The 26,741-nt window shown below is 71.2% G+C and carries 22 protein-coding genes, 3 pseudogenes and 1 riboswitch; of the genes and pseudogenes, 7 read left to right on the top strand and 18 right to left on the bottom strand.

Annotation, left to right across the window (positions count from 1 at the left end; translation table 11 throughout):
• Positions 1 to 316 precede the first annotated feature (316 nt).
• Positions 317 to 1,633 (top strand): IS256 family transposase, encoded by a 1,317-nt coding sequence (locus FIV44_RS08190; protein ID WP_141007732.1) that lies wholly within the window; start codon positions 317 to 319, stop codon positions 1,631 to 1,633.
• Here the strand turns inward: FIV44_RS08190 and FIV44_RS08195 are convergent.
• Positions 1,617 to 2,699: a 13E12 repeat family protein gene (locus FIV44_RS08195; RefSeq protein ID WP_141004016.1), complete on the bottom strand. Its 1,083-nt coding sequence runs from the start codon at positions 2,697 to 2,699 to the stop codon at positions 1,617 to 1,619. The two genes, FIV44_RS08190 and FIV44_RS08195, sit on opposite strands and share 17 nt — an antisense overlap.
• Before the next feature lie 129 nt (positions 2,700 to 2,828).
• Between FIV44_RS08195 and FIV44_RS08200 the strand changes: the two genes are divergently transcribed.
• The gene (locus FIV44_RS08200) at positions 2,829 to 4,019 is read left to right on the top strand and encodes an IS30 family transposase (RefSeq protein WP_425465159.1); all 1,191 of its coding nucleotides are present in this window, start codon (positions 2,829 to 2,831) and stop codon (positions 4,017 to 4,019) included.
• A gap of 98 nt (positions 4,020 to 4,117) precedes the next feature.
• On the opposite strand, the pseudogene thiC reads toward FIV44_RS08200, so the two are convergent.
• The 8 genes and pseudogenes from thiC to FIV44_RS08240 form a co-directional block, all read right to left on the bottom strand.
• Positions 4,118 to 5,799 (bottom strand): annotated as a pseudogene (gene thiC, locus FIV44_RS08205) (phosphomethylpyrimidine synthase ThiC).
• On the bottom strand, positions 5,796 to 6,494 hold the full coding sequence (locus tag FIV44_RS08210) for a bifunctional hydroxymethylpyrimidine kinase/phosphomethylpyrimidine kinase (RefSeq protein WP_141004017.1): 699 nt from the start codon (positions 6,492 to 6,494) through the stop codon (positions 5,796 to 5,798). Before FIV44_RS08210 ends, thiC begins: the two are co-directional and overlap by 4 nt.
• A complete protein-coding gene (locus tag FIV44_RS08215) occupies positions 6,491 to 7,051 on the bottom strand; it encodes a thiamine phosphate synthase (RefSeq protein WP_219996345.1) in 561 nt (186 codons plus the stop codon). The genes FIV44_RS08210 and FIV44_RS08215 overlap by 4 nt, the downstream gene beginning before the upstream one ends.
• Positions 7,048 to 7,815: a thiazole synthase gene (locus FIV44_RS08220; protein ID WP_141004019.1), complete on the bottom strand. Its 768-nt coding sequence runs from the start codon at positions 7,813 to 7,815 to the stop codon at positions 7,048 to 7,050. Before FIV44_RS08220 ends, FIV44_RS08215 begins: the two co-directional genes overlap by 4 nt.
• Positions 7,812 to 8,015, bottom strand: coding sequence for a sulfur carrier protein ThiS (gene thiS / locus FIV44_RS08225; protein WP_141004020.1), 204 nt, complete (start codon positions 8,013 to 8,015; stop codon positions 7,812 to 7,814). The genes FIV44_RS08220 and thiS overlap by 4 nt, the downstream gene beginning before the upstream one ends.
• Positions 8,012 to 9,013 (bottom strand): FAD-dependent oxidoreductase, encoded by a 1,002-nt coding sequence (locus tag FIV44_RS08230; RefSeq protein ID WP_141004021.1) that lies wholly within the window; start codon positions 9,011 to 9,013, stop codon positions 8,012 to 8,014. Before FIV44_RS08230 ends, thiS begins: the two co-directional genes overlap by 4 nt.
• Positions 9,013 to 9,618 (bottom strand): thiamine phosphate synthase, encoded by a 606-nt coding sequence (gene thiE / locus FIV44_RS08235; RefSeq protein WP_141004022.1) that lies wholly within the window; start codon positions 9,616 to 9,618, stop codon positions 9,013 to 9,015. The genes FIV44_RS08230 and thiE overlap by 1 nt, the downstream gene beginning before the upstream one ends.
• Positions 9,610 to 9,719, bottom strand: a riboswitch (TPP riboswitch). Its footprint overlaps the gene before it by 9 nt.
• A complete protein-coding gene (locus FIV44_RS08240) occupies positions 9,685 to 10,794 on the bottom strand; it encodes an NAD(P)-binding domain-containing protein (protein WP_181411050.1) in 1,110 nt (369 codons plus the stop codon). (Overlaps the previous riboswitch by 35 nt.)
• A 209-nt stretch (positions 10,795 to 11,003) precedes the next feature.
• Here FIV44_RS08240 and FIV44_RS08245 point away from each other — a divergent pair, with 209 nt between their 5' ends.
• From FIV44_RS08245 to FIV44_RS08260, 4 genes are all read left to right on the top strand, one after another.
• Positions 11,004 to 12,269 carry a choice-of-anchor P family protein gene (locus FIV44_RS08245; protein WP_141004023.1) on the top strand — a complete coding sequence of 422 codons (1,266 nt, stop codon included), beginning with the start codon at positions 11,004 to 11,006 and terminating at the stop codon, positions 12,267 to 12,269.
• 88 nt (positions 12,270 to 12,357) lie between these two features.
• A complete protein-coding gene (locus FIV44_RS08250; RefSeq protein WP_181411051.1) occupies positions 12,358 to 14,064 on the top strand; it encodes a fumarate hydratase in 1,707 nt (568 codons plus the stop codon).
• A gap of 156 nt (positions 14,065 to 14,220) precedes the next feature.
• On the top strand, positions 14,221 to 15,030 hold the full coding sequence (locus FIV44_RS08255; protein WP_141004025.1) for a class I SAM-dependent methyltransferase: 810 nt from the start codon (positions 14,221 to 14,223) through the stop codon (positions 15,028 to 15,030).
• A gap of 9 nt (positions 15,031 to 15,039) precedes the next feature.
• The gene (locus tag FIV44_RS08260; RefSeq protein WP_141004026.1) at positions 15,040 to 16,422 is read left to right on the top strand and encodes a class II fumarate hydratase; all 1,383 of its coding nucleotides are present in this window, start codon (positions 15,040 to 15,042) and stop codon (positions 16,420 to 16,422) included.
• Between the two features lie 21 nt (positions 16,423 to 16,443).
• Here the strand turns inward: FIV44_RS08260 and FIV44_RS08265 are convergent, their stop codons facing one another.
• Positions 16,444 to 16,767 carry a hypothetical protein gene (locus FIV44_RS08265; RefSeq protein ID WP_181411052.1) on the bottom strand — a complete coding sequence of 108 codons (324 nt, stop codon included), beginning with the start codon at positions 16,765 to 16,767 and terminating at the stop codon, positions 16,444 to 16,446.
• Between the two features lie 133 nt (positions 16,768 to 16,900).
• Between FIV44_RS08265 and FIV44_RS08270 the strand changes: the two genes are divergently transcribed.
• On the top strand, positions 16,901 to 18,325 hold the full coding sequence (locus tag FIV44_RS08270; RefSeq protein ID WP_219996346.1) for an acyl-CoA synthetase: 1,425 nt from the start codon (positions 16,901 to 16,903) through the stop codon (positions 18,323 to 18,325).
• Between the two features lie 385 nt (positions 18,326 to 18,710).
• Here the strand turns inward: FIV44_RS08270 and FIV44_RS08275 are convergent, their stop codons facing one another.
• From FIV44_RS08275 to rpsL, 8 genes and pseudogenes are all read right to left on the bottom strand, one after another.
• On the bottom strand, positions 18,711 to 19,373 hold the full coding sequence (locus tag FIV44_RS08275; protein WP_141004028.1) for an aggregation-promoting factor C-terminal-like domain-containing protein: 663 nt from the start codon (positions 19,371 to 19,373) through the stop codon (positions 18,711 to 18,713).
• A gap of 207 nt (positions 19,374 to 19,580) precedes the next feature.
• Positions 19,581 to 20,906 carry an RNA 5'-3' helicase PhoH2 gene (gene phoH2, locus FIV44_RS08280; protein ID WP_219996347.1) on the bottom strand — a complete coding sequence of 442 codons (1,326 nt, stop codon included), beginning with the start codon at positions 20,904 to 20,906 and terminating at the stop codon, positions 19,581 to 19,583.
• 205 nt (positions 20,907 to 21,111) lie between these two features.
• Positions 21,112 to 21,855 carry a tRNA (guanosine(46)-N7)-methyltransferase TrmB gene (trmB, locus tag FIV44_RS08285; protein ID WP_141004030.1) on the bottom strand — a complete coding sequence of 248 codons (744 nt, stop codon included), beginning with the start codon at positions 21,853 to 21,855 and terminating at the stop codon, positions 21,112 to 21,114.
• Positions 21,852 to 22,199 (bottom strand): DUF4190 domain-containing protein, encoded by a 348-nt coding sequence (locus FIV44_RS08290; protein WP_141004031.1) that lies wholly within the window; start codon positions 22,197 to 22,199, stop codon positions 21,852 to 21,854. Before FIV44_RS08290 ends, trmB begins: the two co-directional genes overlap by 4 nt.
• A gap of 89 nt (positions 22,200 to 22,288) precedes the next feature.
• Positions 22,289 to 23,482, bottom strand: a complete 1,194-nt coding sequence (gene tuf / locus FIV44_RS08295; protein ID WP_141004032.1) for an elongation factor Tu — start codon at positions 23,480 to 23,482, stop codon at positions 22,289 to 22,291.
• 82 nt (positions 23,483 to 23,564) lie between these two features.
• Positions 23,565 to 25,636, bottom strand: a pseudogene (fusA, locus tag FIV44_RS08300) (elongation factor G).
• Between the two features lie 142 nt (positions 25,637 to 25,778).
• The gene (gene rpsG, locus FIV44_RS08305; protein ID WP_141004033.1) at positions 25,779 to 26,249 is read right to left on the bottom strand and encodes a 30S ribosomal protein S7; all 471 of its coding nucleotides are present in this window, start codon (positions 26,247 to 26,249) and stop codon (positions 25,779 to 25,781) included.
• A gap of 1 nt (position 26,250) precedes the next feature.
• Positions 26,251 to 26,624: pseudogene (rpsL, locus tag FIV44_RS08310) on the bottom strand (30S ribosomal protein S12).
• Positions 26,625 to 26,741: the final 117 nt, after the last annotated feature.

A 26,741-nucleotide genomic window follows, 5' to 3' on the forward strand; every position in this document is an offset into this window, starting at 1 on the left:
CGTAGGACCACGCGGAGTGGGTTTTCGCCCGGTGATGGCGTCTGCACAGGGCCACCTCGTTGCACGGACAGGTAGGCCCGCCCTCGCCGTAGGGTCGGGCGTGGTCGAGGTCGCATCTGGTTGCTGGTCTGGTGCAGTGGGGGAACCGACACGCATGGTCGCGCAGAGCGACCTGGACGCGGTGGCGGGGGGTGTCAGATGGTCTGTGTAAGGGGTCGGTCTCAGCAAAGGAACGATGATGACTGCTGTGACCGAAGGGACCGGGCGACCGGACTACAAGAAGGCCGCCGCGGCCGCGCGTGCTGACCGGGCTGACATGCCCGGCGCGAAGGCCGCGGCTGAGCTCGCCAAGTCAGGCGCGCTGGACGAGCTGTTCGCCAAGATCGACGCCGGTGAGATCGAGTTGACCGGCGATGGCGGGTTCATCCCCGGGCTGCTCAAGGCCACCCTGGAACGCGGTCTCCAGGCCGAGCTCACGAGCCATCTGGGCTACGAGAAGGGCGCGCCCGAGGCGTCCGCGATCGCGAACTCGAGGAACGGCACGAGCCCGAAGAAGGTCGCCACCCAGGCCGGTGAAGTCGATCTGGCGGTTCCGCGCGACCGTGACGCGACGTTCACCCCAACCCTGGTCCCGAAAGGCAGCCGGCGGCTGTCAGGGCTGGACGAGATGATCATCTCGCTCTACGCGGGCGGGATGACGGTCCGCGACATCGCCCACCACCTCGCGTCCACGATCGGGACCGAGCTGTCGCACGAGACCATCTCGAACATCACCGACGCGATCGCCGAGGAGATCCTCGAGTGGCAGGCCCGGCCGCTCGATGCGTTCTACCCGGTGGTCTACCTGGACGCGATTGTCGTGAAGGTCCGCGACGGCGCGCACGTGATCAACAAGTCCGCTCACATCGCCGTCGGGGTCGACATGGACGGCATCAAGCACGTCCTGGGGATCTGGATCCAGACGTCCGAGGGCGCGAAGTTCTGGGCCGGGGTGTGTGCCGAGCTCGCCAACCGCGGCGTCCGCGACGTCCTCATCGTGTGCTGCGACGGCCTCACCGGGCTCCCAGAGGCGATCGAAGCGACCTGGGCCCAAGCGACCGTGCAGACCTGTGTGGTGCACCTGATCCGCGCGTCGATGCGGTTCGTCGCCTATGGCGACCGCAAGGCCGTGGCGAAGGCGTTGAAGCCGATGTACACCGCCTCGTCCGACAAGGCCGCCCGCGAGGCGTTCGCAGCGTTCCAGGACTCGATCTGGGGCAAGAAGTACCCCCACGCCGTGGCGACCTGGGACGCGGCGTGGGAGCGGTTCATCCCGTTTCTGGCGTTCCCGCCCGAGCTGCGTCGGGTGATCTACACGACGAACTCGATCGAGTCGTTGAACTACCAGTTGCGGAAGGTCACCAAGAACCGCGGCCACTTCCCCAACGACGAGGCCGTGGTGAAGCTGTTGTGGCTGGCGATCTGCAACATCGAGGACAAGCGAGCCCGCGAACGTGCCAAGGAGCGCGGCAAGCCGGCCGCGGAGCGCAAGGCCAAGCCCCGGCTCGTCGAGGGGCAGGTCGTGACGAACTGGAAGCAGGCCCTGGGCCAGCTCGCGATCGCCTACCCCGACCGCATCAACCCCTACTTGTAAGAGAAACCCAACCCACGAGGGACCGATCGCTTACACAGAAATCTTGACAAGCTCCGGTGGCGCTCGGGATCTCGTAGGAGTCGATCGGCACGTGGTCGGCCAGGTCGATCACCGGTCGCACGATCACGGTCGAGGCGGAGCCGAGCCACTCGCGGATCTGCTCGCTCGAGATCGGGCACCGGCCTTCGTCCCAGCGGCCCACGGGGTTGTGGCCGGTCAGGGTGGTGTCGGTGATGTGGACGTTCACGATCGCTTTGCGGCCCGGCGAACCCTCCAGATCGAGCGTGAGGTCCGCCCGGGCCAACTCGCCGAGCGCGATCGAGCGGCGCACATCGAGCGGAGCGTCGTTGCCGAGGTCCCCGAGCAGACGGGCGCGGCGGGTGATCGCGTCGTCCAGGTCGTGTCCGTCGGCGGCGTCGAGGACCCCGGAGAGGTGCACGATCCCGTGGGTGTTGCCGTGGGTGTCGGGGTCCCCGACCTCCACATAGCGTTGATCGGCAGCCGCCTCCCGCTCAGCCTCCGCGCGTTCGGGGTCGAACCGGAGGATCGCCTCGGCGATGAGCCGGTCCAACTGCGCCCACCCGACCCCGGAGGCGTGGAACAGCTGTCGGTCCACGAACCCAGCGGCGTCGGCGTTCAAGGCGTGGGTGAGGTCCGCGATCCGCTCGGCCCGCCAGGGTGTGAGCCGACCCGCGACCACGGCGGCATAGACCTGAGGTAGCCGCCAGGCGCACTCGATGACCCGCCCCACATAGGCACGTCCACCATCGGGCGACCTGCCGAGGACCGCGACGAGTTCCATGAGCGCGAACTCCGACACCAACGGTGCCCCGTCCCCGGCGATCGGGACCCCGGTGTCGAGGTGCCCGTCGGTGATCGTCGCGGCGCCCTCCGGTGTGGTAACGACGTGGTCGCTGGCCCAGGTGACGATGGCCTCCCACTCCCTGATCTGGGAGGCCTGGCGTCCTTCGACCTCGGCCCGGATCGCGGACAGCACGCCAGCCGAGCGACCAGGCGAGCGACCAGCCGGGCGGGCTGTCGTACGGGGCGCGGTTCCGAGATCCATGACACAGATTCTCCCACCGACCCCCGACACCACGAAACGAGCAGACCCCCCTGAGTTCTAGCGGTGATCGCAACACCTGACCCAGCTCAGGAGGACACCGTGGGAGAAGTCAGGAGAGGCAAGCCGGCGATGCCGGCAGAGCAGGTCGCCAGGTTCTGGGAGGCGATCCGAGCAGGATGCTCGAGAGACACCGCTGGCGAGGTCATCGGCGTGTCACAGGCAGTGACGAGCAAGCTCTTCATCGAACGTGGTGGGGTGATGCCTCGTGCGGGAACCCATGAGCGGAGCCGATGTCTCAGCTTTGCGGAGCGTGAGCAGATCGGACTGCTACGCGCTCAGGGGCAGGGCGTGCGCACCATCGCGCGCGCTCTGGGCCGAAGCCCATCGACCATCAGTCGTGAGCTGCGCCGGTTGAAGTACCACTACAGCGGCAAGGACCGTTACCGCGCCCGCCGCTACATTCCCTCGGTCGCACAGGCCGACGCTGACCGTGAACTGCGGCGTCCGAAGCCGTCCAAGCTGGCCGTCAACACCCGGCTCAGGGACGAGGTGCAGGATCGTCTGAAGGAGAACCACAGTCCCGAGCAGATCGCTCGCCGGCTGCGCATCGACTTTCCCGACGAACCGGAGATGTGGGTGTCCCACGAGACCATCTACCAAGCGCTGTACGTGCAAAGCCGCGGTGCGCTCAAACGAGAGCTCGTGCAGCACCTGCGCACCGGCCGCAGCATCCGTAAGCCCCACTGCAAGGAAGACCAACGTCGTGCACGGCTACGCGGGATGGTGCCGATCAGTGAACGCCCGGCCGAGGCCGACGACCGTGCCGTGCCCGGTCATTGGGAGGGCGACCTGATCCTCGGCACCCCAGGCACTGCGGTGGGAACGTTGGTCGAGCGGACCACCCGCTTCGTGATGCTGCTCCACCTGCCCGGCTCACACACCGCCGACGTCGTGCAGGAAGCGATGGTCGCGAAGATGGCGACGCTGCCCGAGCAACTCCGCCGCACGCTGACCTGGGACCAGGGCAGCGAGATGGCCAACCACGCCCAGATCGCCGAGGCCACCGGACTCTCGATCTACTTCTGCGACCCACACTCGCCATGGCAACGCGGGACCAACGAGAACACCAACGGTCTGCTGCGTCAGTACCTGCCCAAGGGTGCGGACCTGTCGTTCTACGGACCCGGGATGCTTGACCAGATCGCCACAGAGCTCAACAACCGACCCCGAAAGACCCTCGACTGGCACACCCCCGCCGAAGCCCTTGACGCGCTACTGTCGGGCCGATCAAGACCACCTGGTGTTGCGACCACCGCCTGAATCCGCCCCCGCCTGTGGACAGGCGAAACCCGACCCGGGGGTGTGGACGAACAACGGCTCCAGACGCGCCGAAGAACGTCGACGCAGACTCCCCAGGATCAGCCCCGCGGCTCGACGTACACCGACGCACCGAGCTCGACGAACTCCGCCGACTTCTCCTTCATGCCGAGCGCCGCGTCCTCCGCCGACAGCTCGGAGCCGAACCGCTCGCGGACGTCCTGGCTGATCCGCATCGAGCAGAACTTCGGCCCGCACATCGAGCAGAAGTGCGCGGTCTTGGCGTTCTCGGCGGGCAGCGTCTCGTCGTGGAAGGACTCGGCGGTGACCGGGTCGAGGGCGAGCGCGAACTGGTCGTGCCAGCGGAACTCGAAGCGCGCCTTCGACAGCGCGTCGTCCCAGTCACGGGCGCCGGGGTGGCCCTTGGCGACGTCGGCGGAGTGGGCGGCGAGCTTGTAGGTGATGACGCCGGTCTTGACGTCGTCGCGGTTGGGGAGGCCGAGGTGCTCCTTGGGGTGACGTAGCAGAGCATCGCGGTGCCGTGCATGGCGATGGTGGCGGCGCCGATCGCGGAGGTGATGTGGTCGTAGCCGGGCGCGACGTCGGTGGCGAGCGGGCCGAGGGTGTAGAACGGCGCGCCGTGGCACCAGTCCTGCTGCAGGCGGACGTTCTCCTCGACCAGGTTGAGCGGGACGTGGCCGGGTCCCTCGACCATGACCTGGACGTCGTGCTCCCATGCGCGGGCGGTCAGCTCGGCCAGCGTGCGGAGCTCGGAGAGCTGGGCCTCGTCGTTGGCGTCGGCGGTGGAGCCGGGGCGCAGGCCGTCGCCGAGCGAGAAGGACACGTCGTACGCCGCGAAGATCTCGCACAGCTCGTCGAAGTGCGTGTAGAGGAAGTTCTCCTGGTGGTGCGCGAGGCACCAGCCGGCCATGATCGAGCCGCCGCGCGAGACGATGCCGGTCACCCGCGCGGCGGTCAGCGGGACATAGCGCAGCAGTACGCCGGCGTGGATGGTCATGTAGTCGACCCCCTGCTCGCACTGCTCGATCACGGTGTCGCGGAAGACCTCCCAGGAGAGCTTGTCGGCCTCGCCGGCGACCTTCTCCAGGGCCTGGTAGATCGGCACCGTCCCGATGGGGACGGGCGAGTTGCGGATGATCCACTCCCGCGTGGTGTGGATGTCCTCACCGGTGCTGAGGTCCATCACGGTGTCGGCGCCCCAGGTGATCGCGTGGGTGAGCTTGTCGACCTCCTCGGCGATCGAGGAGGTGACCGCGGAGTTGCCGATGTTGGCGTTGACCTTCACCAGGAACCGGCGGCCGATGATCATCGGCTCCGACTCGGGGTGGTTCACGTTGGCCGGGATGATCGCCCGACCGGCCGCCAGCTCCGACCGGACCAGCTCGACGTCGCAGCCCTCGCGGACGGCGACGTACCGCATCTCCTCGGTCACGATCCCCGCGCGGGCGTAGGCCATCTGGGTGACGTTCTCGCCCCGCCGTGGACGCCGCCTCTCCCCCCGCCACTCGTCGCGGGCCTCGCCGCGCCGGATCGCGCTCCTCCCGTTGTCGATCAGCTGGGTCTCGCGCCCGTCGTACGACGCCGTGTCGCCGCGGCTCGCGATCCAGGCGGCCCGCAGCGGCGGCAGGCCGACATCGGGCTCGGAGCCGGGCCCGGAGGTGCAGTAGCGGTCGAAGGTCTCGCCGTTGGTGAGGGCGACCCGCGTGACGGGCACGCGCAGGTCGCCGAGCTCGATGCGGGTGTGGGCGGGGTGGACGGTCATGCGATCTCTCCTGGGGTGAGGGGGTGGAGGTGGGCGACGGGTCCCCGGCCTCGGCCGAGGGTCCAGTCCTTGCTGAGGTGGAGCTGGCGCGCGACGAAGGCGTCGGCGCGGGCGGCGGCGGTGGCTCGGTCGAGACCGTGGGCGAGGTACGCCGCCAGGGCGCTGCTGTGCGTGCAGCCGGTGCCGTGGTCGTTGGTGGTCGGGATGTCGCCGCCGCGGGTGACGAGCACGTTGGCGAGATCGGGCCGGCCGAGCGCGTCGAACTCGTCCTCGTTGGGGGTGACGACATCGGCGATCGGCAGGAGGTGCTCGCGGTAGGCCGCGACCACCTCGGCCGAGCCGAGCACCGCACCGGAGGTGGCGACGAGCACCGGGTCCACCACCAGCCGGGGTCGTGTGCCTGAGAGCCCGCGTAGACGGGTGCTCAGGCACACGACCGTCTCCGGCGAGGCGAGCATGCCGGTCTTGATCGCGGCGACGGGCAGGTCGTCGAGCACCGCGTCGAGCTGAGCGAGGACCATCTGGGTCGGCACCGGGTGGACGGCACGCACGCCGGTGGTGTCCTGGGCGGTGACGGCCGTGACGACGCAGGCGCCGTGGACGCCGAGGGCGGCGAAGGTCGTCAGGTCGGCGGCGATGCCGGCCGCGCCGCCCGAGTCGGTGCCGGCGATCGTCACCACGACGGGCGGGTTCACGGGTGGACCTCCCGCAGCAGGGCGGCCACCACGGACGCCGGGTCGTCGGCCCGCATGACGGCGCCCATCACGGCGACGCCGTACGCGCCGGCCGACCGGGCGGCGGCGGCGTTGGCCGGCGTGATCCCGCCGAGCGCGAACACCGGCAGCGGTGCGCCCGCGAAGGCCGACGCAGGCAGCGGCGGGCCGTGGCCCGGCTTGCTCTCCGTCCTCGCGTACGGCGACAGCGTGGCCCACCACGCCCCCTCGGCCGCCGCGGCGGCGAGCTCGGCGCGGTGGTGGCAGGAGCGTCCCCACCGGGTGGCGACCGCGGGGAGCGGGGCGTCGGCGGGCAGGTGGACGCCGGCACAGCCCGGGACCGGGCGGTGGGCGGCCACGACCTCGAGGCCCGCGGTGCGGGCGTGGTCGGCGATCTTGGCGCGCTCGTCGTCGGGCAGGTCGACCTCGCGCAGCAGCACGGTGCGCAGGCCCGCGTCGGCCGCGGCCGCGAGCACGTCGCGCAGCGAGCGGCCGGCCGGCACCTGCGCACGGTCGGTGAGCACGAGCAGCCGGGTCACGAGATCAGCCCCAGGACGGGGCTGGAGGCTCGTGCCGACGATCGTCGCGGGATCCGGCCGGCGCTCCGGGCGAGCCATCCCGCCTCGACCGCCAGCCGCAGTGCCGACGCCATCGCCACGGGGTCGTCGGCGCGGGTGACGGCGGTGGCGGCGAGGACCGCGTCACAGCCGAGCTCCATGGCCAGCGCGGCGTCGCTCGCCGTACCCACTCCGGCGTCGAGCACCACCGGCACGTCGACCGCTGCCCGCACCGCCTCGACCGCGTGGGGGTTGAGCACGCCGAGGCCGGAGCCGATCGGCGACCCGAGCGGCATCACAGCCGCGCACCCCGCGTCGGCCAGTCGGCGGGCGAGGACCGGATCGTCGGTCGTGTAGGGCAGGACCACGAACCCGCGCCGGACCAGCTGCTCGGCGGCGTCGAGGAGCTCGACGACGTCCGGCAGCAGGGACCGCTCGTCGCCGATCACCTCGAGCTTCACCCAGTCGGTGCCGAGCGCCTCGCGGGCGAGCTCGGCGGTCAGCACGGCCTCCCGCGCGGACAGGCAGCCCGCGGTGTTGGGCAGCAGCCGTACGCCGGCGGCCCGCAGCGCCGCGAGCAGACCACCCTCCGCCAGCGACGAGGTACGCCGGACCGACACCGTCACCAGGGCCGGCCGCGCGGCGTCCAGGACCGGCTCCACGAGGGCGGTCCGCGGCAGGCCGCCGGTGCCGAGGAACAGCCGGGACGGGAGCGTCTCTCCGGCGATGGTGAGAGGCGTGGTCATCCGCCCTGCACCGCCGTCACGACCTCGACGACGTCGCCGTCGGCCAGGCGCCGCGTGGCCCAGTCGCCGCGCGGCACCACCTCCTCGTTGACCGCCACCGCGACGCCGTGCGGGCGGGCGTCGCCGAGCCGGCGCTCCAGCAGTTCGGCGACGGTCGCCGCGTCGGCCGCGACCGCCTCTCCGTTGCAGGTGATCGTCATCCTTCTCCTCCTCGATGGAAGCGGCGTGGGTCCAGGGCCGGCTCGACGGCGCCGGTCTCCAGGTGGTCGGCGACGAGCCGTGCGGTGAGCGGCGCCAGCAGGACGCCGTGGCGGTAGTGGCCGGCGGCGAGGACGACCCGGTCGACGCCGGTCGGGCCGACGAGCGGCAGGCCATCGGCCGTGGCCGGGCGGTCGCGCGCCGTCGCCTCGACCAGCTCGGCCCGGTCGAGCGCCGGCCACAGGGCCCGTCCCGCGGCGAGCAGCCGCAGCACTCCCCCTGCGCTCACCACGGGCGGCGCCTGGTGCGCCTCGGACGTCGCACCGAGCAGCACGCGGTCGTCGCCGCGCGGCACGAGGTAGACGGCCTCGCCGCCCACCCAGCCGCGGACGGTACGACGCGGCGAGTCGTCCGAGCGCAGTCGCAGGATCTCGCCCCGCACGCCCGACACCGCCGCGGCCCACGGCTCGGGCAGGGTCACACCGGTCGCGATCACGGTCGCCTCGGCGTCCGGCCGCCGCGCCTCCCGCAGCGCCACGCGGTCGAGCAGGGCGGCGCACACCGCCCGCGGGTCGACGCTCGCCTCGTCCGGCAACAGCGCGCCGCCGGCGACCCGCGCGAGCGCGGGCTCGGCCGACCGGACGCCGGCCCGGCCCAGCAGCTCCACGTGACGGCCGTGGCCGGCCAGCAGGGCGACCTGGCGCTCGACCTGCTGGAGGTCGCCGCCGTCGTACCCGACGAGCAGGGTGCCGGCCCGCCGCAGCTCGACGCCGAGCCGGGCGGCGAGCGCCGGCCACTGCTCCAGCGACGCGAGACCGAGCCTGAGGATCTCCTCCTCGCCGTGCCAGACCTCGGCCGCGGGGCTGAGCATCCCCGCCGCGGCGTACGACGCCCCGCCGGCCGGCTGCGGGTCGACGACGACCACGTCGTGCCCCCGGCGGGAGAGCTCCTCGGCGGCCGTCAGCCCGATGATCCCGGCGCCCACCACGTCGACGCGCATCAGGAGACCGCCGCGACGAGCTCCTTCGCTGCCACCAGGGGATCGGGATGTCGCCAGATCGCGCCGATCACGGCGACGCCGTCGGCGCCGGCCGCGCGCACCTCGCCGGCGGTCGCGGCGGAGATGCCGCCGATCGCGACCAGCGGCAGCGTCCCGGCCGCCGCGGTCACGGCCGCGACGCCGAGCGAGGCGGGCAGGCCGGCCTTCGACGACGTGGCGAACACCGGCCCGAAGCCGGCGTAGTCGGCGCCCGCCTCGGCCGCCGCGACCACCTCCGCACGGGAGCGGCAGGTCGCGCCGATCACCAGGCCCGGCGCGATCCGCCGCGCGTCGGCCACGGCGAGGTCGGACGCGCCCAGGTGCACGCCGTCGGCGCCGGCGGCGAGCGCGACGTCGAGCCGGTCGTTCACCACGACCACGGCCCCGGAGACGCGCACCGCGGCGGCCACCGAGCGGGTCAGGGCGACGAGGTCGCCGGTGGCCAGGGACTTCGCCCGGACCTGGAAGCCGTCGACGCCCGCGTCGGCGAGGGCGGGCAGGAGCGCGAGGTCGTCGCGTTCCGAGACGAGGCAGAACAGCCTGGGAAATGTGGGCAGAGGAGTCATCGTTTCCGTTCCTTCGCCGGCATGATCCGGATCAGGTGTGACGGTCGGAGCGGCTCCAGCTCCCTCTCAGCCCGCTGCCGCGGACTCCCGTGGGTTGTCGTCGGTGACCCTAGCACTCCCGTGCGCCGCGAGGTAGCGCCGTACCGCCAGTGCCGCCGCGCGGCCGGCCCGGTTGCCGCCGATGGTGCTCGCCGACGGGCCGTACCCGACCAGCTGCACCCGCGGATCGCGGACGGCGGTCGTGGCGGTCTGCACATCGGCACCGCTCTGCAGCAGCGCGATCCCGCCGCGCTCGCTGCGCAGGTGGAGCGGCGCGAGGTGCCCGACGGCGGGCCGGAAGCCGGTGGCCCACAGGATCACGTCGGCCCGCTCGAAGGAGCCGTCCGCCCAGCGCACGCCGTCCGGCTCGATCCGCGCGAACATCGGCCGGCGCCGCTCGTAGACCCCGAGCCGCGCGGCCTCCTGCTCCTGCGGGCGCAGCGCCAGGCCGGTGACGCTGACGACGCTGGCGGGCGGCAGCCCGGCGCGGACCCGCTCCTGCACCAGCTCGATCGCGTGCCGGCCGACGCTCTCGTCGAAGTGGTCGCGCCACACCGGCGGGCGCCGGGTCGCCCAGACCACCTCGGTCCGCGGCGCCAGCTCGCCCAGGAACTGCACGGCCGACGCCCCGCCGCCGACCACGACGACCCGGCGACCGTCGAAGTGCTCGGGTCCCGGGTAGTCGGCGGTGTGCAGCTGCTCGCCCAGGAAGGTCTCGGCGCCGGGGTAGTACGGCACGAACGGCTGGGTCCAGGTGCCGGTCGCGTTGACCAGCGTCCGTGTGGTCCAGGTCCGCTCCCCGGCGCGGACCACCAGCAGGTCGCCGTCGTCGCTCACCCGGTCGACCCGCACCGGCCGTACGACGGGCAGCCGGTTCGCGCGCTCGTACCGCTCGAACCACGCCGGCAGCACCGCGTTCGCGCGCTCCGCGGAGCCGCCGGGGGCGGCCGCGTCCGGCAGGTCGGCGACCCCGTGGACGTCGTGCATGGACAGCGAGTCCCACCGGTGCTGCCAGGCGCCGCCGGCCCGCTCGTTGGCGTCGAGGACGACGTGGTCGATCCCGAGCCGGGTGAGGTGGAAGGACGCCGAGAGGCCGGCCTGGCCGGCCCCGATCACCACCGCGTCGTACACGTGCACACCGGTGGAAACCGCGATTTCGGCCCGCCTATGCCCGAGGCGTGACATTGTGGGAGATTGTTCGTTGAAACGCTCGCAGGACCCACGCCCCGGCTCGCTCCGCTCCGCTGGGGGTGGTTGCTTGGGGGCTACAACAACAGTCGATACACGAATGGGAATGGGGTCCCGTGAACGTGCGGAAGTTTGTCTCCTTTGTCGCCTTCGCTCTCGTGGGCGCGGGCCTTGTCGCCGTTCCGGCACCTGCCCAAGCAGCCGAGCCGGTCTACTGGTCCTACGCGGCCAGCACCGGCGCGACGTACGTCAAGCTCCTCGACGGCGTCGTCCAGTCCGACCTGACGGCGCAGTCCTCGGTCACCGGCGGCGCCAAGTCGAGCAGCTCCAAGAACAGCACCGCTGCCGCCAACATCCTCAACCTCGCCGAGCTGGGCGCGGTCGAGACGACCACCGACGCCACGGTCCAGCAGGTCCTCGGGCAGCCGCAGACCACGCTCAAGTCGTGGGCGCGCACGGCGCAGGTCAAGCTGCTCGGCGGCCTGATCACCGCCGACGCGCTCGAGACCACGGTCACCACGACCGGCCGCGCCAACGGCACCGGCTCCTACACGGCCAACAGCCGCCTCGCGAACATCAAGATCGCCGGGGTCAAGCTGCCGCTCAACATCCCCAAGAACTACGCCGTCACCATCCCCGGCGTCGCCAGCGTGACCCTCAACTACACGCTGCACGGCAAGATCGAGCAGCCCGAGGGCGACCTGATCGGCACCATGGGCTGGGCGGTCGGCGTGACTCTGCTGCAGCCCCTCGGCGGCTACTCCGCCGGCGTGACCCTGCTGGTCAACCCGGTCAACCAGTACCTCTCCGAGGTCGCCCCGTCCTCCGGCGCCTCGTTCGGCGGCACCGCCTACGGCAGCCGGGTCCAGGCCAACGTCAGCGACGCCGTCACGGTCGTCAGCGACCCGACCGCCCGCGTCGGCACGCCCGTCGGCGGCAGCAACGGCCGGACGCTGAGCAACTCGACCCTCGCGGTCCGCGTCCCCGGCGTCCTCAACACGGGTGCGATCACCTCGACCACGATGTCCAAGAAGGACGCCTTCGGCAACGGCGAGATCACCAACACCAACCGCACCACCGGGATCAACCTGCTGGGCGGGCTGGTCAAGGCCAACGCCGTCAAGGTCACCGCTGCCGGCAAGCTGCAGGACGGCCAGTGGACCTCGGACATGAAGATGGAGCTGGTCAACCTCGTGATCGCGGGCCAGAAGATCCCGATCGACGTCTCGCCCAACACCATCCTCAACATCGCCGGTCTGGGCCAGGTCGCGCTGAACCTGCAGCAGACCAACACCAACGGCGCCTACCAGAACGCCATCACGGCGGTCCGGGTCACCCTCGACACAGCGCAGGCCGGCCTGCCGATCGGCGCGGTCATCGAGCTGGGCGTGGCCTACACGGCCATCGCCCCGCCGGCGGCCTGAGCCGCATCCGCATCACCCCCGCAGGGGCCGGGTCGCCAGTGGCGACCCGGCCCCTGCGGCGTTCCGGGCGGCGATATCCTTGGTGGTCGTGGCGTCTGAAGCAGAATTCCGGTACTCCGACCTCCTCCCGACCGGAAAGGACGACACCCCCTACCGGCTGATCACCACCGAGGGGGTCGAGGCCGTCGAGGGCCCGGACGGCCGCACCTTCCTCAAGGTCGACCCCGCGGCGATCCAGCGGCTGACCGCCGAGGCGATGCACGACATCAGCCACTACCTGCGGCCCGCCCACCTCCGGCAGCTGCGCAAGATCATCGACGACCCCGAGGCGTCCGGCAACGACCGCTTCGTAGCGCTCGACCTGCTCAAGAACGTCAACATCTCCGCCGGCGGCGTACTGCCGATGTGCCAGGACACCGGGACCGCCATCGTGATGGGCAAGAAGTCCGAGGGCGTGCTCACCGGCGCCGACGACGGCGAGTGGATCAGCAAGGGCGTGTACGACGCCTACACGAGGCTGAACCTGCGCTACTCGCAGCTGGCTCCCCTCACCACGTACGAGGAGAAGAACACCGGCAGCAACCTGCCGGCGCAGATCGAGCTCTACTCGACGCCCGCCAAGGACGGGAAGCCCGAGTACAAGTTCCTCTTCATGGCCAAGGGCGGCGGATCGGCCAACAAGTCCTTCCTGTTCCAGGAGACCAAGGCCGTCCTCAACCCCAAGCGGATGCTGGAGTTCCTCGACGAGAAGATCCGCTCGCTCGGCACGGCCGCCTGCCCGCCGTACCACCTGGCGGTCGTGATCGGCGGCACCAGCGCGGAGTTCGCGCTCAAGACCGCGAAGTACGCCTCCGCCCACTACCTCGACAACCTCCCGACCTCGGGGTCCATGGACGCCCACGGCTTCCGCGACCTCGAGCTGGAGGAGGAGGTCTTCAAGCTGACCCAGTCGTTCGGGATCGGCGCGCAGTTCGGCGGCAAGTACTTCTGCCACGACGTCCGCGTGGTGCGCCTGCCCCGCCACGGCGCCTCCTGCCCGGTCGCGATCGCGGTCTCCTGCTCCGCCGACCGCCAGGCGCTCGGCAAGATCACCGCCGACGGCGTCTTCCTCGAGCAGCTCGAGACCGACCCGGCGCAGTACATGCCCGACGCGGGGGTCGCCGAGGACATCGCCGGCGGCGAGGTCGTGAAGATCGATCTGAACCGCCCGATGCCGGAGATCCTCGCGGAGCTGACGAAGTACCCCGTCAAGACCCGGCTCTCCCTCACCGGCCCGCTCGTCGTCGCCCGCGACATCGCGCACGCCAAGATCCAGGAGCGCCTCGACGCCGGCGAGCCGATGCCGTCGTACCTCCGCGACCACCCGGTCTACTACGCCGGCCCGGCCAAGACGCCCACCGGCATGGCATCGGGGTCGTTCGGCCCGACGACCGCCGGCCGGATGGACTCCTACGTGAAGTCCTTCCAGGCCGCCGGCGGCTCGATGGTCATGCTCGCGAAGGGCAACCGGAGCAAGCAGGTCACGGAGGCGTGCGGCGAGTACGGCGGCTTCTACCTCGGCTCCATCGGCGGGCCGGCCGCGCGGCTGGCCCAGGACTGCATCAAGAGCCAGGAGGTCATCGAGTACCCCGAGCTCGGCATGGAGGCGGTCTGGAGGATCGAGGTCGAGGACTTCCCGGCGTTCATCGTGGTCGACGACAAGGGCAACGACTTCTTCACCGACCCCGGCGGCGCCGTCACCGTCCCGCTGAGCTCGCTCCAGGCCTCCGGCATCCGGGTGCGCTCGGCCGAGTAGCCCGGCCGGGCGCACCCGTCTCGGCGCTACCGCCCGGTACTCACGACCAGCGTCGGCAGCCCGTCAACCCTTTTGCTGACAAATCGTCAGGGCGTGAGGAAGGCCACCGATGGCCGAGACGGTCGCGCGAGAGGAAGTAAGGGTAACCTTACTTCCATGATCGACGGCCGCACTCTCGACGGCGTCTCCGCCACGACCCTGTGGACGCTGCGCAACCGGGCGGAGGAGGCGCTGCGCCCGGACTCGTCGTACGACGACCCGTGGGCGGTCCGGCTCTACCGGGACATCGACTACGACTACGAGGTCTTCGGGAAGCCCAGCCAGTCGCATCCGCTGCGGGCGCTCGCGGCGGACCACGAGATCGGGCGCTATCTCGACGACCACCCCGACGCCACGGTGGTCGCCCTCGCCGAGGGTCTCCAGACGTCGTACTGGCGCCTCGGCCGCACGGTACGACGCTGGCTGAGCGTCGACCTGCCGCCCGTCGTGGCGCTCCGTGAGGAACTGTTGCCGCAGGAGCGCACCGTGGAGCACCTGGCGCTGGACGCGCTCGACCGCGCCTGGCTCGAGGCCGTGGACCCCTCCGACGGTGTCGTGGTCACGGCCGAGGGCCTGTTCATGTACCTCCAGCCCGACCAGGTCCGGGCGCTGATCGCCGACATCGCGCAGCGCTTCCCCGGCGGCGTGCTGGTCTACGACTCGATCCCGCGCTGGTTCCGCGACAAGACGCTCGACGGGCTGACGCTCTCCGGCGGCTACGTGACGCCGCCGATGCCCTACGCACAGACCGTCGACGAGGCACGGCGCCTCACCGACCTGCCCGGCGTACGACGGGTGGTGGATCTCGACCTCCCGCGCGGCCGCGGACCGTGGGGGTCGACGCTGCTGCGCGGGGCGAGCAACCTGCCCGTCGTCCGCAACACCCGCCCGTCCCTCACCCTGCTCGAGCTGGGTCCCGAGAATTAAGGTCGAACCATGAGCGACTTCCGCATCGAGCACGACTCCATGGGCGAGGTCCGGGTCCCCGCCGACGCCCTCTGGCGGGCGCAGACCCAGCGCGCCGTCGAGAACTTCCCGATCAGCGGCACGCCGATCGAGCCGGCGCTGATCCACGCGCTGGGCCACGTGAAGGCGGCGGCCGCGACCGCCAACGCCGCGCTGGGCGTCCTCGACCCCGAGCTGGCGACCGCGATCGCGACGGCGGCCCGGGCGGTCGCCGAGGGCCGGTACGACGACCAGTTCCCGATCGACGTCTTCCAGACCGGGTCCGGCACCAGCTCGAACATGAACGCCAACGAGGTGATCGCCTCGCTGTGCGCGCGCGAGGGCGTCACCGCGCACCCCAACGACCACGTCAACGCGAGCCAGTCGAGCAACGACACCTTCCCGACCGCGATCCACGTGGCCGCCGCGCTCGCGGTCGCCGACGACCTGGTCCCGGCACTCGACCGGCTCGCGACCTCCCTGGAGGCCAAGGCCGAGGAGTTCGCGGACCTCGTGAAGTCCGGGCGCACCCACCTGATGGACGCCACGCCGGTGACGCTGGGCCAGGAGTTCGGGGGCTATGCGGCGACGGTCCGGTACGCCGCCGAGCGGCTCGCCGCCGTACTCCCCCGGGTGCGCGAGCTGCCCCTCGGCGGCACGGCGGTCGGGACCGGCATCAACACGCCCCCCGGCTTCGCGCCGGCCGCGATCCGGGCGCTCGGCGAGGCCACCGGGCAGGAGTTCACCGAGGCGCGCGACCACTTCGAGGCGCAGGGCACCCGGGACTCGCTGGTCGAGCTGAGCGGGGTGCTCAAGACGATCGCGGTCGGGCTCACCAAGATCTGCAACGACCTGCGCTGGATGGGCTCCGGGCCGACCACCGGGCTCGCCGAGATCCACCTGCCCGACCTGCAGCCCGGGTCGTCGATCATGCCCGGCAAGGTCAACCCGGTGCTCCCCGAGGCGACCCTGATGGTCTGCATGCAGGTGATCGGCAACGACGCCGCGGTCACGGCCGCCGGCGCGAGCGGCAGCTTCGAACTGAACGTCGCCATGCCGGTGCTGGCGCGCAACGTCCTCGAGTCGATCCGGCTGCTCGCCCGCGCGTCGACCACGCTCGCCGAGCGCTGCGTCGACGGCATCAGCGCCGACGCCGACCGGATGCTGCGCTACGCCGCGTCGTCACCGTCGGTGGTCACGCCGCTCAACAAGCACATCGGCTACGAGGCCGCCGCCAAGGTCGCCAAGCAGGCGCTCGCCACCGGCAGCACGATCCGCGAGACCGTCCTGGCGATGGGGTACGTCGAGCGCGGTGAGCTCACCCTGGAGGAGCTGGACGCCGCGCTCGACCTGGCGTCGATGACGCGCCCCTGAGTCGGTCCCGGGGCGGGGCGGTCAGACCCTCGTCCGGCTCCGGCCGGTGAGGCCCGCGGCGACCACGACCGCCACCGCGGCGACCGCGATCTGCCAGATGTGACGCCACCAGTCGATGCCGTTGGTCGCGTTGTCCCACGTGGGCTCGTGGCCGTCGAACGGCTTGTTGTTGTGCCCGAACAGCCACCAGTAGACGAGGCTGCCGACCAGCATGCCGACGATGCCGCACACCACGGTGAGCCAGAACGGGATCTTGTCGCGGTCGCCGGGTGCCACGGCCTTGCCGATGACGCCGATGATCGTGCCGCCGACCAGGGTGACGATGATGGTCCAGACCAGGTCCATGTGCAGGCTCCTCACGTCGTGCGGGGCACCCGAAGCCCCGCCCATGACGGCATCATGCCCCCGATGGGGCCGCCAGGCGAGCACCGTGGACCGTTGCGGCCGGCGTGGCGGAGTTCCGGGAGAATGGTCTCCCGTGACAGATCTGCTGGGCGCCCTGGCGCAGTCCCGTGGCCGGACCGTCACCGTGGGCGGTACGACGATGACGCCTCCCGACCTCCTCGCCGCGGCCGCCGCCGTGGCCGATGCGGTGACCGGCCGGCTGCCGGCCGTGGAGCGCGTGGCGGTGCACGCCACCCCCACCATGGAGACCGTCGTCGCCGTGCTCGGCGCGCTGGCGGCCGGCGTGACCGTCGTACCCGTGCCGCCGGACTCGGGCGTCGCCGAGGTCCGGCACGTGCTCGCCGACAGCGCGCCCGGGTGCTGGGTGGGCGAGCCGCCGGCGGATCGCCACGGGCTCGACCACGTCCCGGTCGACCTGGCCGGCCGGGCGTCGTACCGTCCCCGGGAGGTGGGCGAGGACCACGCCGACTTCGTCCTCTACACCTCCGGCACCACCGGGCTCCCCAAGGGTGTGCTGCTCCCCCGCCGGGCACTGGTGGCCGGTCTCGACGCGCTGGCCGAGGCGTGGGCGTGGACCGGCGACGACGTCCTCGCGCACGGCCTGCCGCTGTTCCACGTCCACGGCCTGGTCCTGGGCGTGCTCGGGCCGCTACGACTCGGCGGCGGCCTGCTGCACGTCGGCAGGCCGACCCCGGAGGCCTACGCCGAGGCCGCCCGCGCGGGCGCCACCCTGTTCTTCGGCGTCCCGACCGTCTGGGGCCGGATCGCCGACGCCCCCGAGCACGCCAAGGCGCTCACCGACGCGCGGCTGCTGGTCTCCGGCAGCGCGGCCCTCCCCGCGCCCGTGTTCGAGCGTCTCGAGGAGCTCACCGGGCACCGCGTCGTGGAGCGGTACGGCATGAGCGAGACCCTGATCACCGTCGCGACCCGGGCCGACGGCTCGGCCCGGCCGGGCTGGGTCGGCGTACCGGTCGCCGGCGTCGAGACCCGCCTGCGGACGGACGACGGCGCCGACGTTCCCCACGACGGCGAGTCCGCCGGCGCGCTGGAGGTGCGCGGCCCGACGCTCTTCGCGGGCTATCTCAACCGCCACGACGCCACCGCCGCCTGCTGGACCGACGACGGCTGGTTCCGCACCGGCGACGTCGCCGCGATCGCCCCCGACGGTCGGCACCGGATCGTCGGCCGCGCGTCGGTCGACCTGATCAAGTCCGGCGGCTACCGGATCGGCGCCGGCGAGATCGAGTCGACCCTCCTCGGCCACCCCGCCGTCGCCGAGTGCGCCGTCGTCGGCCTCCCCGACGCCGACCTGGGCCAGCGGATCGTGGCCTTCGTCGTGGCCCGCGACGCCCGCGCGGACGACGCCCTCGCCGCCGAGCTCACGGCGTACGTCGGTGCGGAGCTGAGCGCCCACAAGCGCCCGCGCGAGGTGCGCTTCGTCGACGCGCTCCCGCGCAACGAGATGGGCAAGGTGCAGAAGACCAGGCTCCGCGGCTGAGGACGCGACCTGTGAGCAGGGCCGCCGGCGGCCCCAGCGGACGCGTGGTGCGAGCGGGGGCTGCGAGCCGGGGGCGAGCGGGGGGCGAGCCGGGGGGTGCTGTAACACGTTGTTCGCCGCACTACCCGCCTGAAGACATCGATTTCCGGGCCCTGTACAGGGCTCCAACCACAGGCATGCGGCTGGGAGGCGTCCGAACTACGTGTTACAGCAGTCACGTGGCTGCCGCAGCCGCGAACTACGTGTTACAGCGCGCCGCACGAGCTGCCGCCCAGCGAGCCCTCGACGAGGTACGTCGGCACCAGCCACGTCGGGCACCAAGCACGTCAACCGCGTGCGCGGCAGCGCGGCGCGAGGAACGAGCGACGCGCTCGCGCCAGCCAGCTCAGTACCAGCCGTGGGACTGGCTGTGGCCCCAGGCGCCGCAGGGGCTGCCGTAGCGACCCTTGATGTAGCCCAGTCCCCAGCGGATCTGGGTGGCCGGGTTGGTGGCCCAGTCGGCGCCGGCGGAGGACATCTTGGAGCCGGGCAGGGCCTGCGGGATGCCGTAGGCGCTGGAGCGCGGGTTGTCGGCGTTCCAGCGCCAGTTGGACTCCCGGGTCCACAGGGAGTCGAGGCAGCCGAACTGGTCGGCGGAGAACCCGAACTCGCCGAGGAGCGCGCGGGCGATGTCGCGCGGGTCGGAGTCGGAGAGCTTGCGGCTGTCGGTCATCGCGGCGGTGCCGGACCCGGCGAGGTCGACCGACTTGGCCGGCACCGCCTCGGGACGGCGGTCGTCGCGCGAGACGACGGCCTCGCGGCGCTCGGTGGTCGGGGCGGTGAGGGCGCTGGCGCCCACGGTGGCGAAGCCGTCGGCCTCCGCGGCTCCGGCGGCGGCCGGCGTCGCCTGCTGTCCGGCCAGGCCGGCGGCGACGGAGACGCCCGTGACGGCCGCGGCGACCGACGAGAGCAGGACGATATTGCGCGCGGCCCGGCGCGGCGCCTGTGCGATGTGGGCGTGCTTCGGCGCGCCGCGGTGCTTGGGCGCCTGCTTCGCGTGATTCGACAAGTGCTCGGATCTGGGCTCGACGACGGGGGACGGCCGCCTCCCGATCGGGCCGACTTCGCTGTCACACCGCCGGCGGCCAGCGACCACCCTGCCTGACGGGCAGGACTCACGCAAACCGAACCGCGGATTTCCCCCGGCTTCTCAGGGACCTCACGCCCCGCCCTTCACATGAGTCACACCAGTCCCAGGCATCGGGAGCCACCGACGTCACACGACGACGTTCTCCAGCATCTCGGTGACCAGCGCGGCGATCGGCGAGCGCTCGGAGCGGGTCAGCGTGACGTGCGCGAAGAGCGGGTGGCCCTTGAGCTTCTCCACGACCGCGACGACGCCGTCGTGCCGGCCGACGCGCAGGTTGTCGCGCTGGGCCACGTCGTGGGTCAGCACCACCTTGGAGTTCGCGCCGATCCGGGAGAGCACGGTCAGCAGCACGTTGCGCTCCAGCGACTGCGCCTCGTCGACGATGACGAACGAGTCGTGCAGCGAGCGGCCGCGGATATGGGTCAGCGGGAGCACCTCGAGCATGCCGCGGTCGAGGATCTCGTCGACCACGTCGCGCGAGGTGAGGGCGCCGAGGGTGTCGAAGACCGCCTGGGCCCAGGGCGACATCTTCTCCGACTCCGAGCCGGGGAGGTAGCCGAGCTCCTGGCCGCCGACGGCGAAGAGCGGGCGGAAGACGACGACCTTCTTGTGCTGCTGGCGCTCCATCACGGCCTCGAGGCCGGCGCACAGGGCGAGCGCGGACTTGCCGGTGCCGGCCCGGCCGCCGAGCGAGACGATGCCGACCTCCGGGTCCAGCAGCAGGTCGAGCGCGACCCGCTGCTCGGCGCTGCGGCCGTGGATGCCGAACGCCTCGCGGTCGCCGCGCACCAGGTGGACCTGCTTGTCGGGCCCGACCCGGCCCAGGGCGGTGCCGCGCTCGGAGAGCAGCACCAGGCCGGTGTGGCAGGGCAGCTCGCGGGCGTCGGCGAGGTCGAGCGTGCCGTCGTCGTACAGCTCGTCGAGGTCGGCGGCCGCGACCTCCATCTCGGCCATGCCGGAGTAGCCGGTGTCGGAGTCGCTGATCGTCTCCCCGCGGTACTCCTCGGCCGCGAGACCGACCGCCGAGGCCTTGATCCGCATCGGCAGGTCCTTGGAGACCAGGGTGACGTCGTGGCCCTCGTCGGCGAGGTTGCGGGCGACCGCGAGGATGCGCGTGTCGTTGTCGCCGAGGCGAAAGCCCGACGGCAGCGAGGAGGCGTCGGTGTGGTTGAGCTCCACCCGGACGCTGCCGCCCTCCTCGCCGACGGGGACGGGCGTGTCGAGCCGGCCGTGGCTGACCCGCATCTCGTCCAGCATCCGCAGTGCGCTGCGGGCGAAGTAGCCCAGCTCGGGATGGTGCCGCTTGCCCTCGAGCTCGGTGATCACGACCACCGGCAGCACCACCTCGTGCTCGGCGAACCGGCGCAGCGCGGCCGGGTCGGCCAGCAGGACGCTGGTGTCGAGAACATAGGTACGGCGCTCGGCGCTGGGCTGTGCCTTCGTGTTCGCCACGATTCACCTCACCGGACCGCGCACCCCTAGGGCCGCCCGGCCCTATCCCTTGGAGTTGACGGACCGGGCTGCGCGTTCGCGGTTGCTCACGTTCGGCCTCCCGATGTGGCCGGCTTCCCCACCTGCCACTGCTTCGGAACGTACGCCTCGGAGACAACCGATCCGGGAGACACGCCCGAACGCGTGGATGAACTTCACACGGCGTTCACACTGCCTCCTGCGAACGCACAGGCCTGCGGTAGCAGAGGTCGGTGATCGTGCGGTCGACGGCGACGCCCTTGCGCTCGAACTTGGTCACCGGGCGCTCCGCCCAACGCTCGACGACACCGCCCTCGAGCAGCGGCTCGGCGTCGAGGACCTCGACCATCTGCTCGGCGTAGTCGGCCCAGTCGGTGGCCAGTCGCCACCGCGCGCCCGGCGCGAGCCGCGAGGCGATCATGGCGGCGTTCCCACGGTTGACCAGGCGCCGCTTGTGGTGCCGCGTCTTGTGCCACGGGTCGGGGAAGAAGGTCCACAGCTCGCTGACGGAGTCCGGCGCGATCAGGTGCTCCAGGGTCCACACGGCGTCGACGCTGCAGAACCGCACGTTCGTCGCGCCCGCCTCGCCCACCCGGCCCAGGCTCTCCGCGACTCCGGGCAGCCACACCTCCAGCGCCAGCACGTCGACCTCGGGGCGGGCCGCCGCCAGCGCCGCGGCGGCCTCGCCGACCCCGCCGCCGATCTCCACGACCAGCGGCGCCTCGCGGCCGAACCACCGCGCCCAGGAGAAGTCCGGCGCGTCGACCGCCTCGTCGGGGATGACCCATTCGGCGGCGTACCTGTCCCAGGCGGCCTGCTGCCGGGGCGTGAAGCGACTGCCCCGCCGGGAGTAGGTGAGCACCTCGCGCAGCCGGCGGCCGTCCTCGGTGAGCTTGTGGTGCGGGCGCGCCGGGGTCACCCCACCGTTCACGCCGACGCCCCGATCGCCACGATGATGATCACGATGTAGATCACGAAGAGCGCCAGCAGGGCGAGCAGCAGGCAGCTCCCCACGATGCCGAGCACCCACCCGATGGTGACCATCTGGCCGCCGCCGAGCGTGCCGTTGGACGCGGCGATCTCCTTGCGCACACGGCCGCCGATCACCCACGCGAAGGGCGACACCGCCTGGCACAGCACCAGCCCGAGGATCCCGAGGATGAGCACCATGGTCGCCTGCGGGTGGTCCGGCGGCGGTCCGTAGAACGGTCCGCCCTGGCCGTACGCCGGGTACGGGCGCGGGTCGTAGGGGTTGGGACCGGGCTGCTGGCTCACGCGGCCATGGTCCCACGCGAGGTGGGGCGCCCGAAAAGCAGGAGCGCCCCGCTGCCGAAGCAGCGGGGCGCTCCCCGAAGCAGGTCAGATCACTTGGTGATCTTCGTGACCCGGCCGGCGCCGACGGTGCGGCCACCCTCGCGGATCGCGAACTTCAGACCCTCGTCCATGGCGATCGGCTGGATCAGCTCGACCGACATGTCGGTGTTGTCGCCCGGCATGACCATCTCGGTGCCCTCGGGGAGGGTCACGACGCCGGTCACGTCGGTGGTCCGGAAGTAGAACTGCGGACGGTAGTTGTTGAAGAACGGCGTGTGACGGCCGCCCTCCTCCTTCGAGAGGATGTAGACGCTGGCCTCGAAGTTGGTGTGCGGGGTGGTGGTCCCCGGCTTCACCACGACCATGCCGCGCTCGACGTCCTCGCGCTTGGTGCCGCGGAGCAGGAGGCCGACGTTCTCACCGGCCTGGCCCTCGTCGAGCAGCTTGCGGAACATCTCGACACCGGTGACGGTGGTCTTCTGCGAGGTGTCGCGGATGCCGATGATCTCGACCTCCTCGTTCACCTTCACGATGCCGCGCTCGATGCGACCGGTGATGACGGTGCCGCGACCGGTGATCGTGAAGACGTCCTCGACGGGCATGAGGAACGGCTTGTCGATCTCGCGCTCCGGCTGCGGGATGTACTCGTCCACGGCGCTCATGAGCTCGAGGACCGACTGGCCCCACTTCTCGTCGCCGTTGAGCGCCGGGAAGGCGGCCACGCGCACGACGGGGACGTCGTCGCCCGGGTACTCGTACTCGGAGAGGAGCTCGCGCACCTCCATCTCGACGAGCTCGATGAGCTCCTCGTCGTCGACCATGTCGCACTTGTTGAGCGCGACGACCAGGGCGGGCACGCCGACCTGGCGGGCGAGCAGCACGTGCTCGCGGGTCTGCGGCATGGGGCCGTCGGTCGCGGCGACCACCAGGATCGCGCCGTCCATCTGGGCGGCACCGGTGATCATGTTCTTGATGTAGTCGGCGTGACCGGGGCAGTCGACGTGCGCGTAGTGGCGCGCCTCGGTCTGGTACTCGATGTGCGCGATCGAGATCGTGATACCGCGCTGACGCTCCTCGGGAGCCTTGTCGATCTGGTCGAACGGCGAGGCCTCGTTGAGCTCGGGGTACGCGTCGTGCAGGACCTTCGAGATGGCCGCGGTCAGCGTGGTCTTGCCGTGGTCGATGTGACCGATCGTACCGATGTTGACGTGCGGCTTGGTCCGCTCGAACTTCGCCTTAGCCACTGGGGCTCCTCCTGGTGTGTTGTTACTTGACTCGTACTAAAGGGGTGGTGCGCCGAGGGTCTGCGATGAGGTCCCGGAGGGACTACTCGCCGCGCGCCTTCTTGATGATCTCGTCGGCGATGTTCGTGGGAACCTCGGCGTACGAGTCGAACTCCATCGAGTACGACGCCTGACCGGAGGTCTTGGACCTCAGGTCGCCAACGTACCCGAACATCTCGGACAGCGGCACGAGGGCGCTGACGACGATGTCGCCGTGACGCTCCTCCTGCGCGCGGATCTGACCGCGACGGCTGTTGATGTCGCCGATGACCGTGCCGAGGAAGTCCTCGGGGTGGTCACCTCGACGGCGAACACGGGCTCGAGGAGCACCGGACGCGCCTGGCGCGCGGCCTCCTTGAACGCCTGGATGCCGGCGATCTTGAACGCGAGCTCGGACGAGTCGACGTCGTGGTAGGCGCCGTCCTCGAGCGAGACCTTCACGTCGACCATCGGGTAGCCGGCGAGGACGCCGAACTCCATGGCCTCCTGGGCGCCGTTGTCGACCGACGGGATGTACTCCCGCGGCACGCGGCCGCCCGTGACGTTGTTGGCGAACTCGTAGCCCGCGCCGGTGCCGGTCTCGGGGTCGATGTTCGGCTCGATCGAGATGATGACCTTCGCGAACTGGCCCGAGCCACCGGTCTGCTTCTTGTGGGTGTAGCTGTGGTTGCTCACCGTGCCGCGGATGGTCTCGCGGTACGCGACCTGCGGCTTGCCGACCGTGGCCTCGACCTTGAACTCGCGCTTCATCCGGTCGACGAGGATCTCCAGGTGGAGCTCGCCCATGCCCGAGATGATGGTCTGGCCGGTCTCCTCGTCGGTCTTGACGACGAAGGTCGGGTCCTCCTCGGCGAGCCGCTGGATCGCGACGCCGAGCTTCTCCTGGTCGCTCTTGGTCTTCGGCTCGATGGCGACCGAGATGACCGGGGCCGGGAAGGTCATCGACTCCAGCACGACCGGCTTGGCCGAGTCGGAGAGCGTGTGACCGGTCCGGGTGTCCTTGAGGCCCATGACGGCGACGATCTGGCCGGCGCCGACCGACGCGATCTCCTCACGCTTGTTGGCGTGCATCTGGTAGACCTTGCCGATCCGCTCCTTGCGGCCGTTGCTCGAGTTGAGCACGGTCGCGCCGGCCTCGAGCTTGCCCGAGTAGACGCGGACGAAGGTCAGCTTGCCGAGGTGCGGGTCGGCGGCGATCTTGAACGCCAGCGCCGACAGCGGCTCCTCGACCGACGGCTTGCGGACGATCTCGTTCTCCTCGGTCTCCTCCGCGCCCGGCTTGTGGCCGACGATCGCGTCGACGTCGAGCGGCGAGGGGAGGTAGTCGACGATCGCGTCGAGCAGGGGCTGGACGCCCTTGTTCTTGAACGCGGTGCCGGTGAGGATCGGGTTGACCTTGTCGGCCAGGGTCGCGCGACGGATGGCGGCCTTGAGGGTCGGCACGTCGAACGTGTCGCCGTCCTCGAGGTAGACCTCCATGATGTCGTCGTCGGCCTCGGCGAGGGTCTCGACGAGCTTCTCGCGGTACTCCGCGGCCTTGTCGGCGAGGTCGGCGGGGATCTCCTCGACGACGTAGTCCTCGCCCTGCTGGGTCTCGCCGCGCCAGACCTTGGCGTTCATCTCGACCAGGTCGACGACGCCGATGAAGTCGCCCTCGGCGCCGATCGGGATCTGCAGGATCAGCGGGGTGGAGTTGAGCTTCTGCACGATCGAGTCGACGACGCGGTAGAAGTCCGCACCGGTCCGGTCGAGCTTGTTGACGAAGCACATCCGCGGGACGGCGTACTTGTTGGCCTGGCGCCACACGGTCTGCGACTGCGGCTCCACGCCGGCGACACCGTCGAACACCGCGACGGCGCCGTCGAGGACGCGCAGCGAGCGCTCGACCTCGACGGTGAAGTCGACGTGCCCGGGGGTGTCGATGATGTTGATCTGGTGCTTCTTCCACCAGCAGGTCGTCGCGGCCGACGTGATCGTGATGCCGCGCTCCTGCTCCTGCTCCATCCAGTCCATCGTGGCGCCGCCATCGTGGACCTCACCGATCTTGTAGGTGATGCCGGTGTAGAACAGGATGCGCTCGGTGGTGGTGGTCTTGCCGGCGTCGATGTGCGCCATGATGCCGATGTTGCGGACGGCGTTGAGGTCCGTCGTGATGTCGACTGCCACGTGAGTCAGCGTTCCTTAGGTCGGTGCTTGTTGATGGGGAGGATGACGCCGGTGGGGTACGGCGGAGCCGGGCGGCCCCGCCGTACGGGCGTCACCAGCGGTAGTGGGCGAAGGCCTTGTTGGACTCGGCCATCTTGTGGGTGTCCTCGCGCTTCTTCACCGCGGCACCGAGGCCGTTGGCAGCGTCGAGGATCTCGTTCTGCAGGCGCTCGGCCATGGTCTTCTCGCGACGCTCCTGGGCGTAGCCGACCAGCCAGCGCAGCGACAGCGTCGTGCCGCGGTTGCCCTTGACCTCGACGGGGACCTGGTAGGTCGCGCCGCCGACGCGGCGGGACTTGACCTCGAGCGCGGGGCGCACGTTGTCGAGCGCGCGCTTGAGGGTGATGACCGGGTCGGTGCCGGTCTTCTCGCGGGTGCCCTCGAGAGCGGCGTACACGATCCGCTGAGCGACCTGCTTCTTGCCATCCTGGAGCACCTTCGAGACCAGCTGGCTCACCAGCTGCGATCCGTAGACCGGGTCGACGTCGACGGGGCGCTTCGGCGCGGGGCCCTTGCGCGGCATGTCAGCTCTTCTCCTTCTTGGCGCCGTAGCGGCTGCGAGCCTGCTTGCGGTTCTTCACGGCCTGCGTGTCGAGCGCGCCGCGGATGACCTTGTAGCGAACACCGGGCAGGTCCTTCACACGACCGCCGCGGACGAGCACGATCGAGTGCTCCTGGAGGTTGTGGCCCTCACCGGGGATGTAGGCGGTGACCTCGACGCCGCTGCTCAGGCGCACGCGGGCGACCTTGCGCAGGGCGGAGTTCGGCTTCTTGGGGTGGTGGTGTAGACGCGGGTGCACACACCGCGCCGCTGGGGCGAACCCTTCAGGGCAGGCGTCTTGGTCTTCGACACCTTGTCCTGGCGGCCCTTGCGGACCAACTGCTGAATGGTGGGCACCTGGTGGTTCCCTTTCGTCCTGTTCTCACGGCCCGGCACGGTGCCGGGCTCGGGGTGAAGCGATGATGCTGAGTGCCGGAGCGCTCCCCCGCTCACCGCGCCCGAGCGGGCGGCCGA

The organism is Nocardioides humi (genome assembly GCF_006494775.1).
Classification (GTDB): domain Bacteria; phylum Actinomycetota; class Actinomycetes; order Propionibacteriales; family Nocardioidaceae; genus Nocardioides; species Nocardioides humi.

Excerpts from the sequence above, each read along its gene's own strand:
- FIV44_RS08190 (WP_141007732.1), top strand. The coding sequence starts at position 317 with ATGCCCGGCGCGAAGGCCGCGGCTGAGCTCGCCAAGTCAGGCGCGCTG.
- FIV44_RS08195 (WP_141004016.1), bottom strand. The coding sequence starts at position 2,699 with ATGGATCTCGGAACCGCGCCCCGTACGACAGCCCGCCCGGCTGGTCGC.
- FIV44_RS08200 (WP_425465159.1), top strand. The coding sequence starts at position 2,829 with ATGCCGGCAGAGCAGGTCGCCAGGTTCTGGGAGGCGATCCGAGCAGGA.
- FIV44_RS08220 (WP_141004019.1), bottom strand. The coding sequence starts at position 7,815 with ATGACCACGCCTCTCACCATCGCCGGAGAGACGCTCCCGTCCCGGCTG.
- thiS (WP_141004020.1), bottom strand. The coding sequence starts at position 8,015 with ATGACGATCACCTGCAACGGAGAGGCGGTCGCGGCCGACGCGGCGACC.
- FIV44_RS08230 (WP_141004021.1), bottom strand. The coding sequence starts at position 9,013 with ATGCGCGTCGACGTGGTGGGCGCCGGGATCATCGGGCTGACGGCCGCC.
- thiE (WP_141004022.1), bottom strand. The coding sequence starts at position 9,618 with ATGACTCCTCTGCCCACATTTCCCAGGCTGTTCTGCCTCGTCTCGGAA.
- FIV44_RS08255 (WP_141004025.1), top strand. The coding sequence starts at position 14,221 with ATGATCGACGGCCGCACTCTCGACGGCGTCTCCGCCACGACCCTGTGG.
- FIV44_RS08260 (WP_141004026.1), top strand. The coding sequence starts at position 15,040 with ATGAGCGACTTCCGCATCGAGCACGACTCCATGGGCGAGGTCCGGGTC.
- FIV44_RS08265 (WP_181411052.1), bottom strand. The coding sequence starts at position 16,767 with ATGGACCTGGTCTGGACCATCATCGTCACCCTGGTCGGCGGCACGATC.
- rpsG (WP_141004033.1), bottom strand. The coding sequence starts at position 26,249 with ATGCCGCGCAAGGGCCCCGCGCCGAAGCGCCCCGTCGACGTCGACCCG.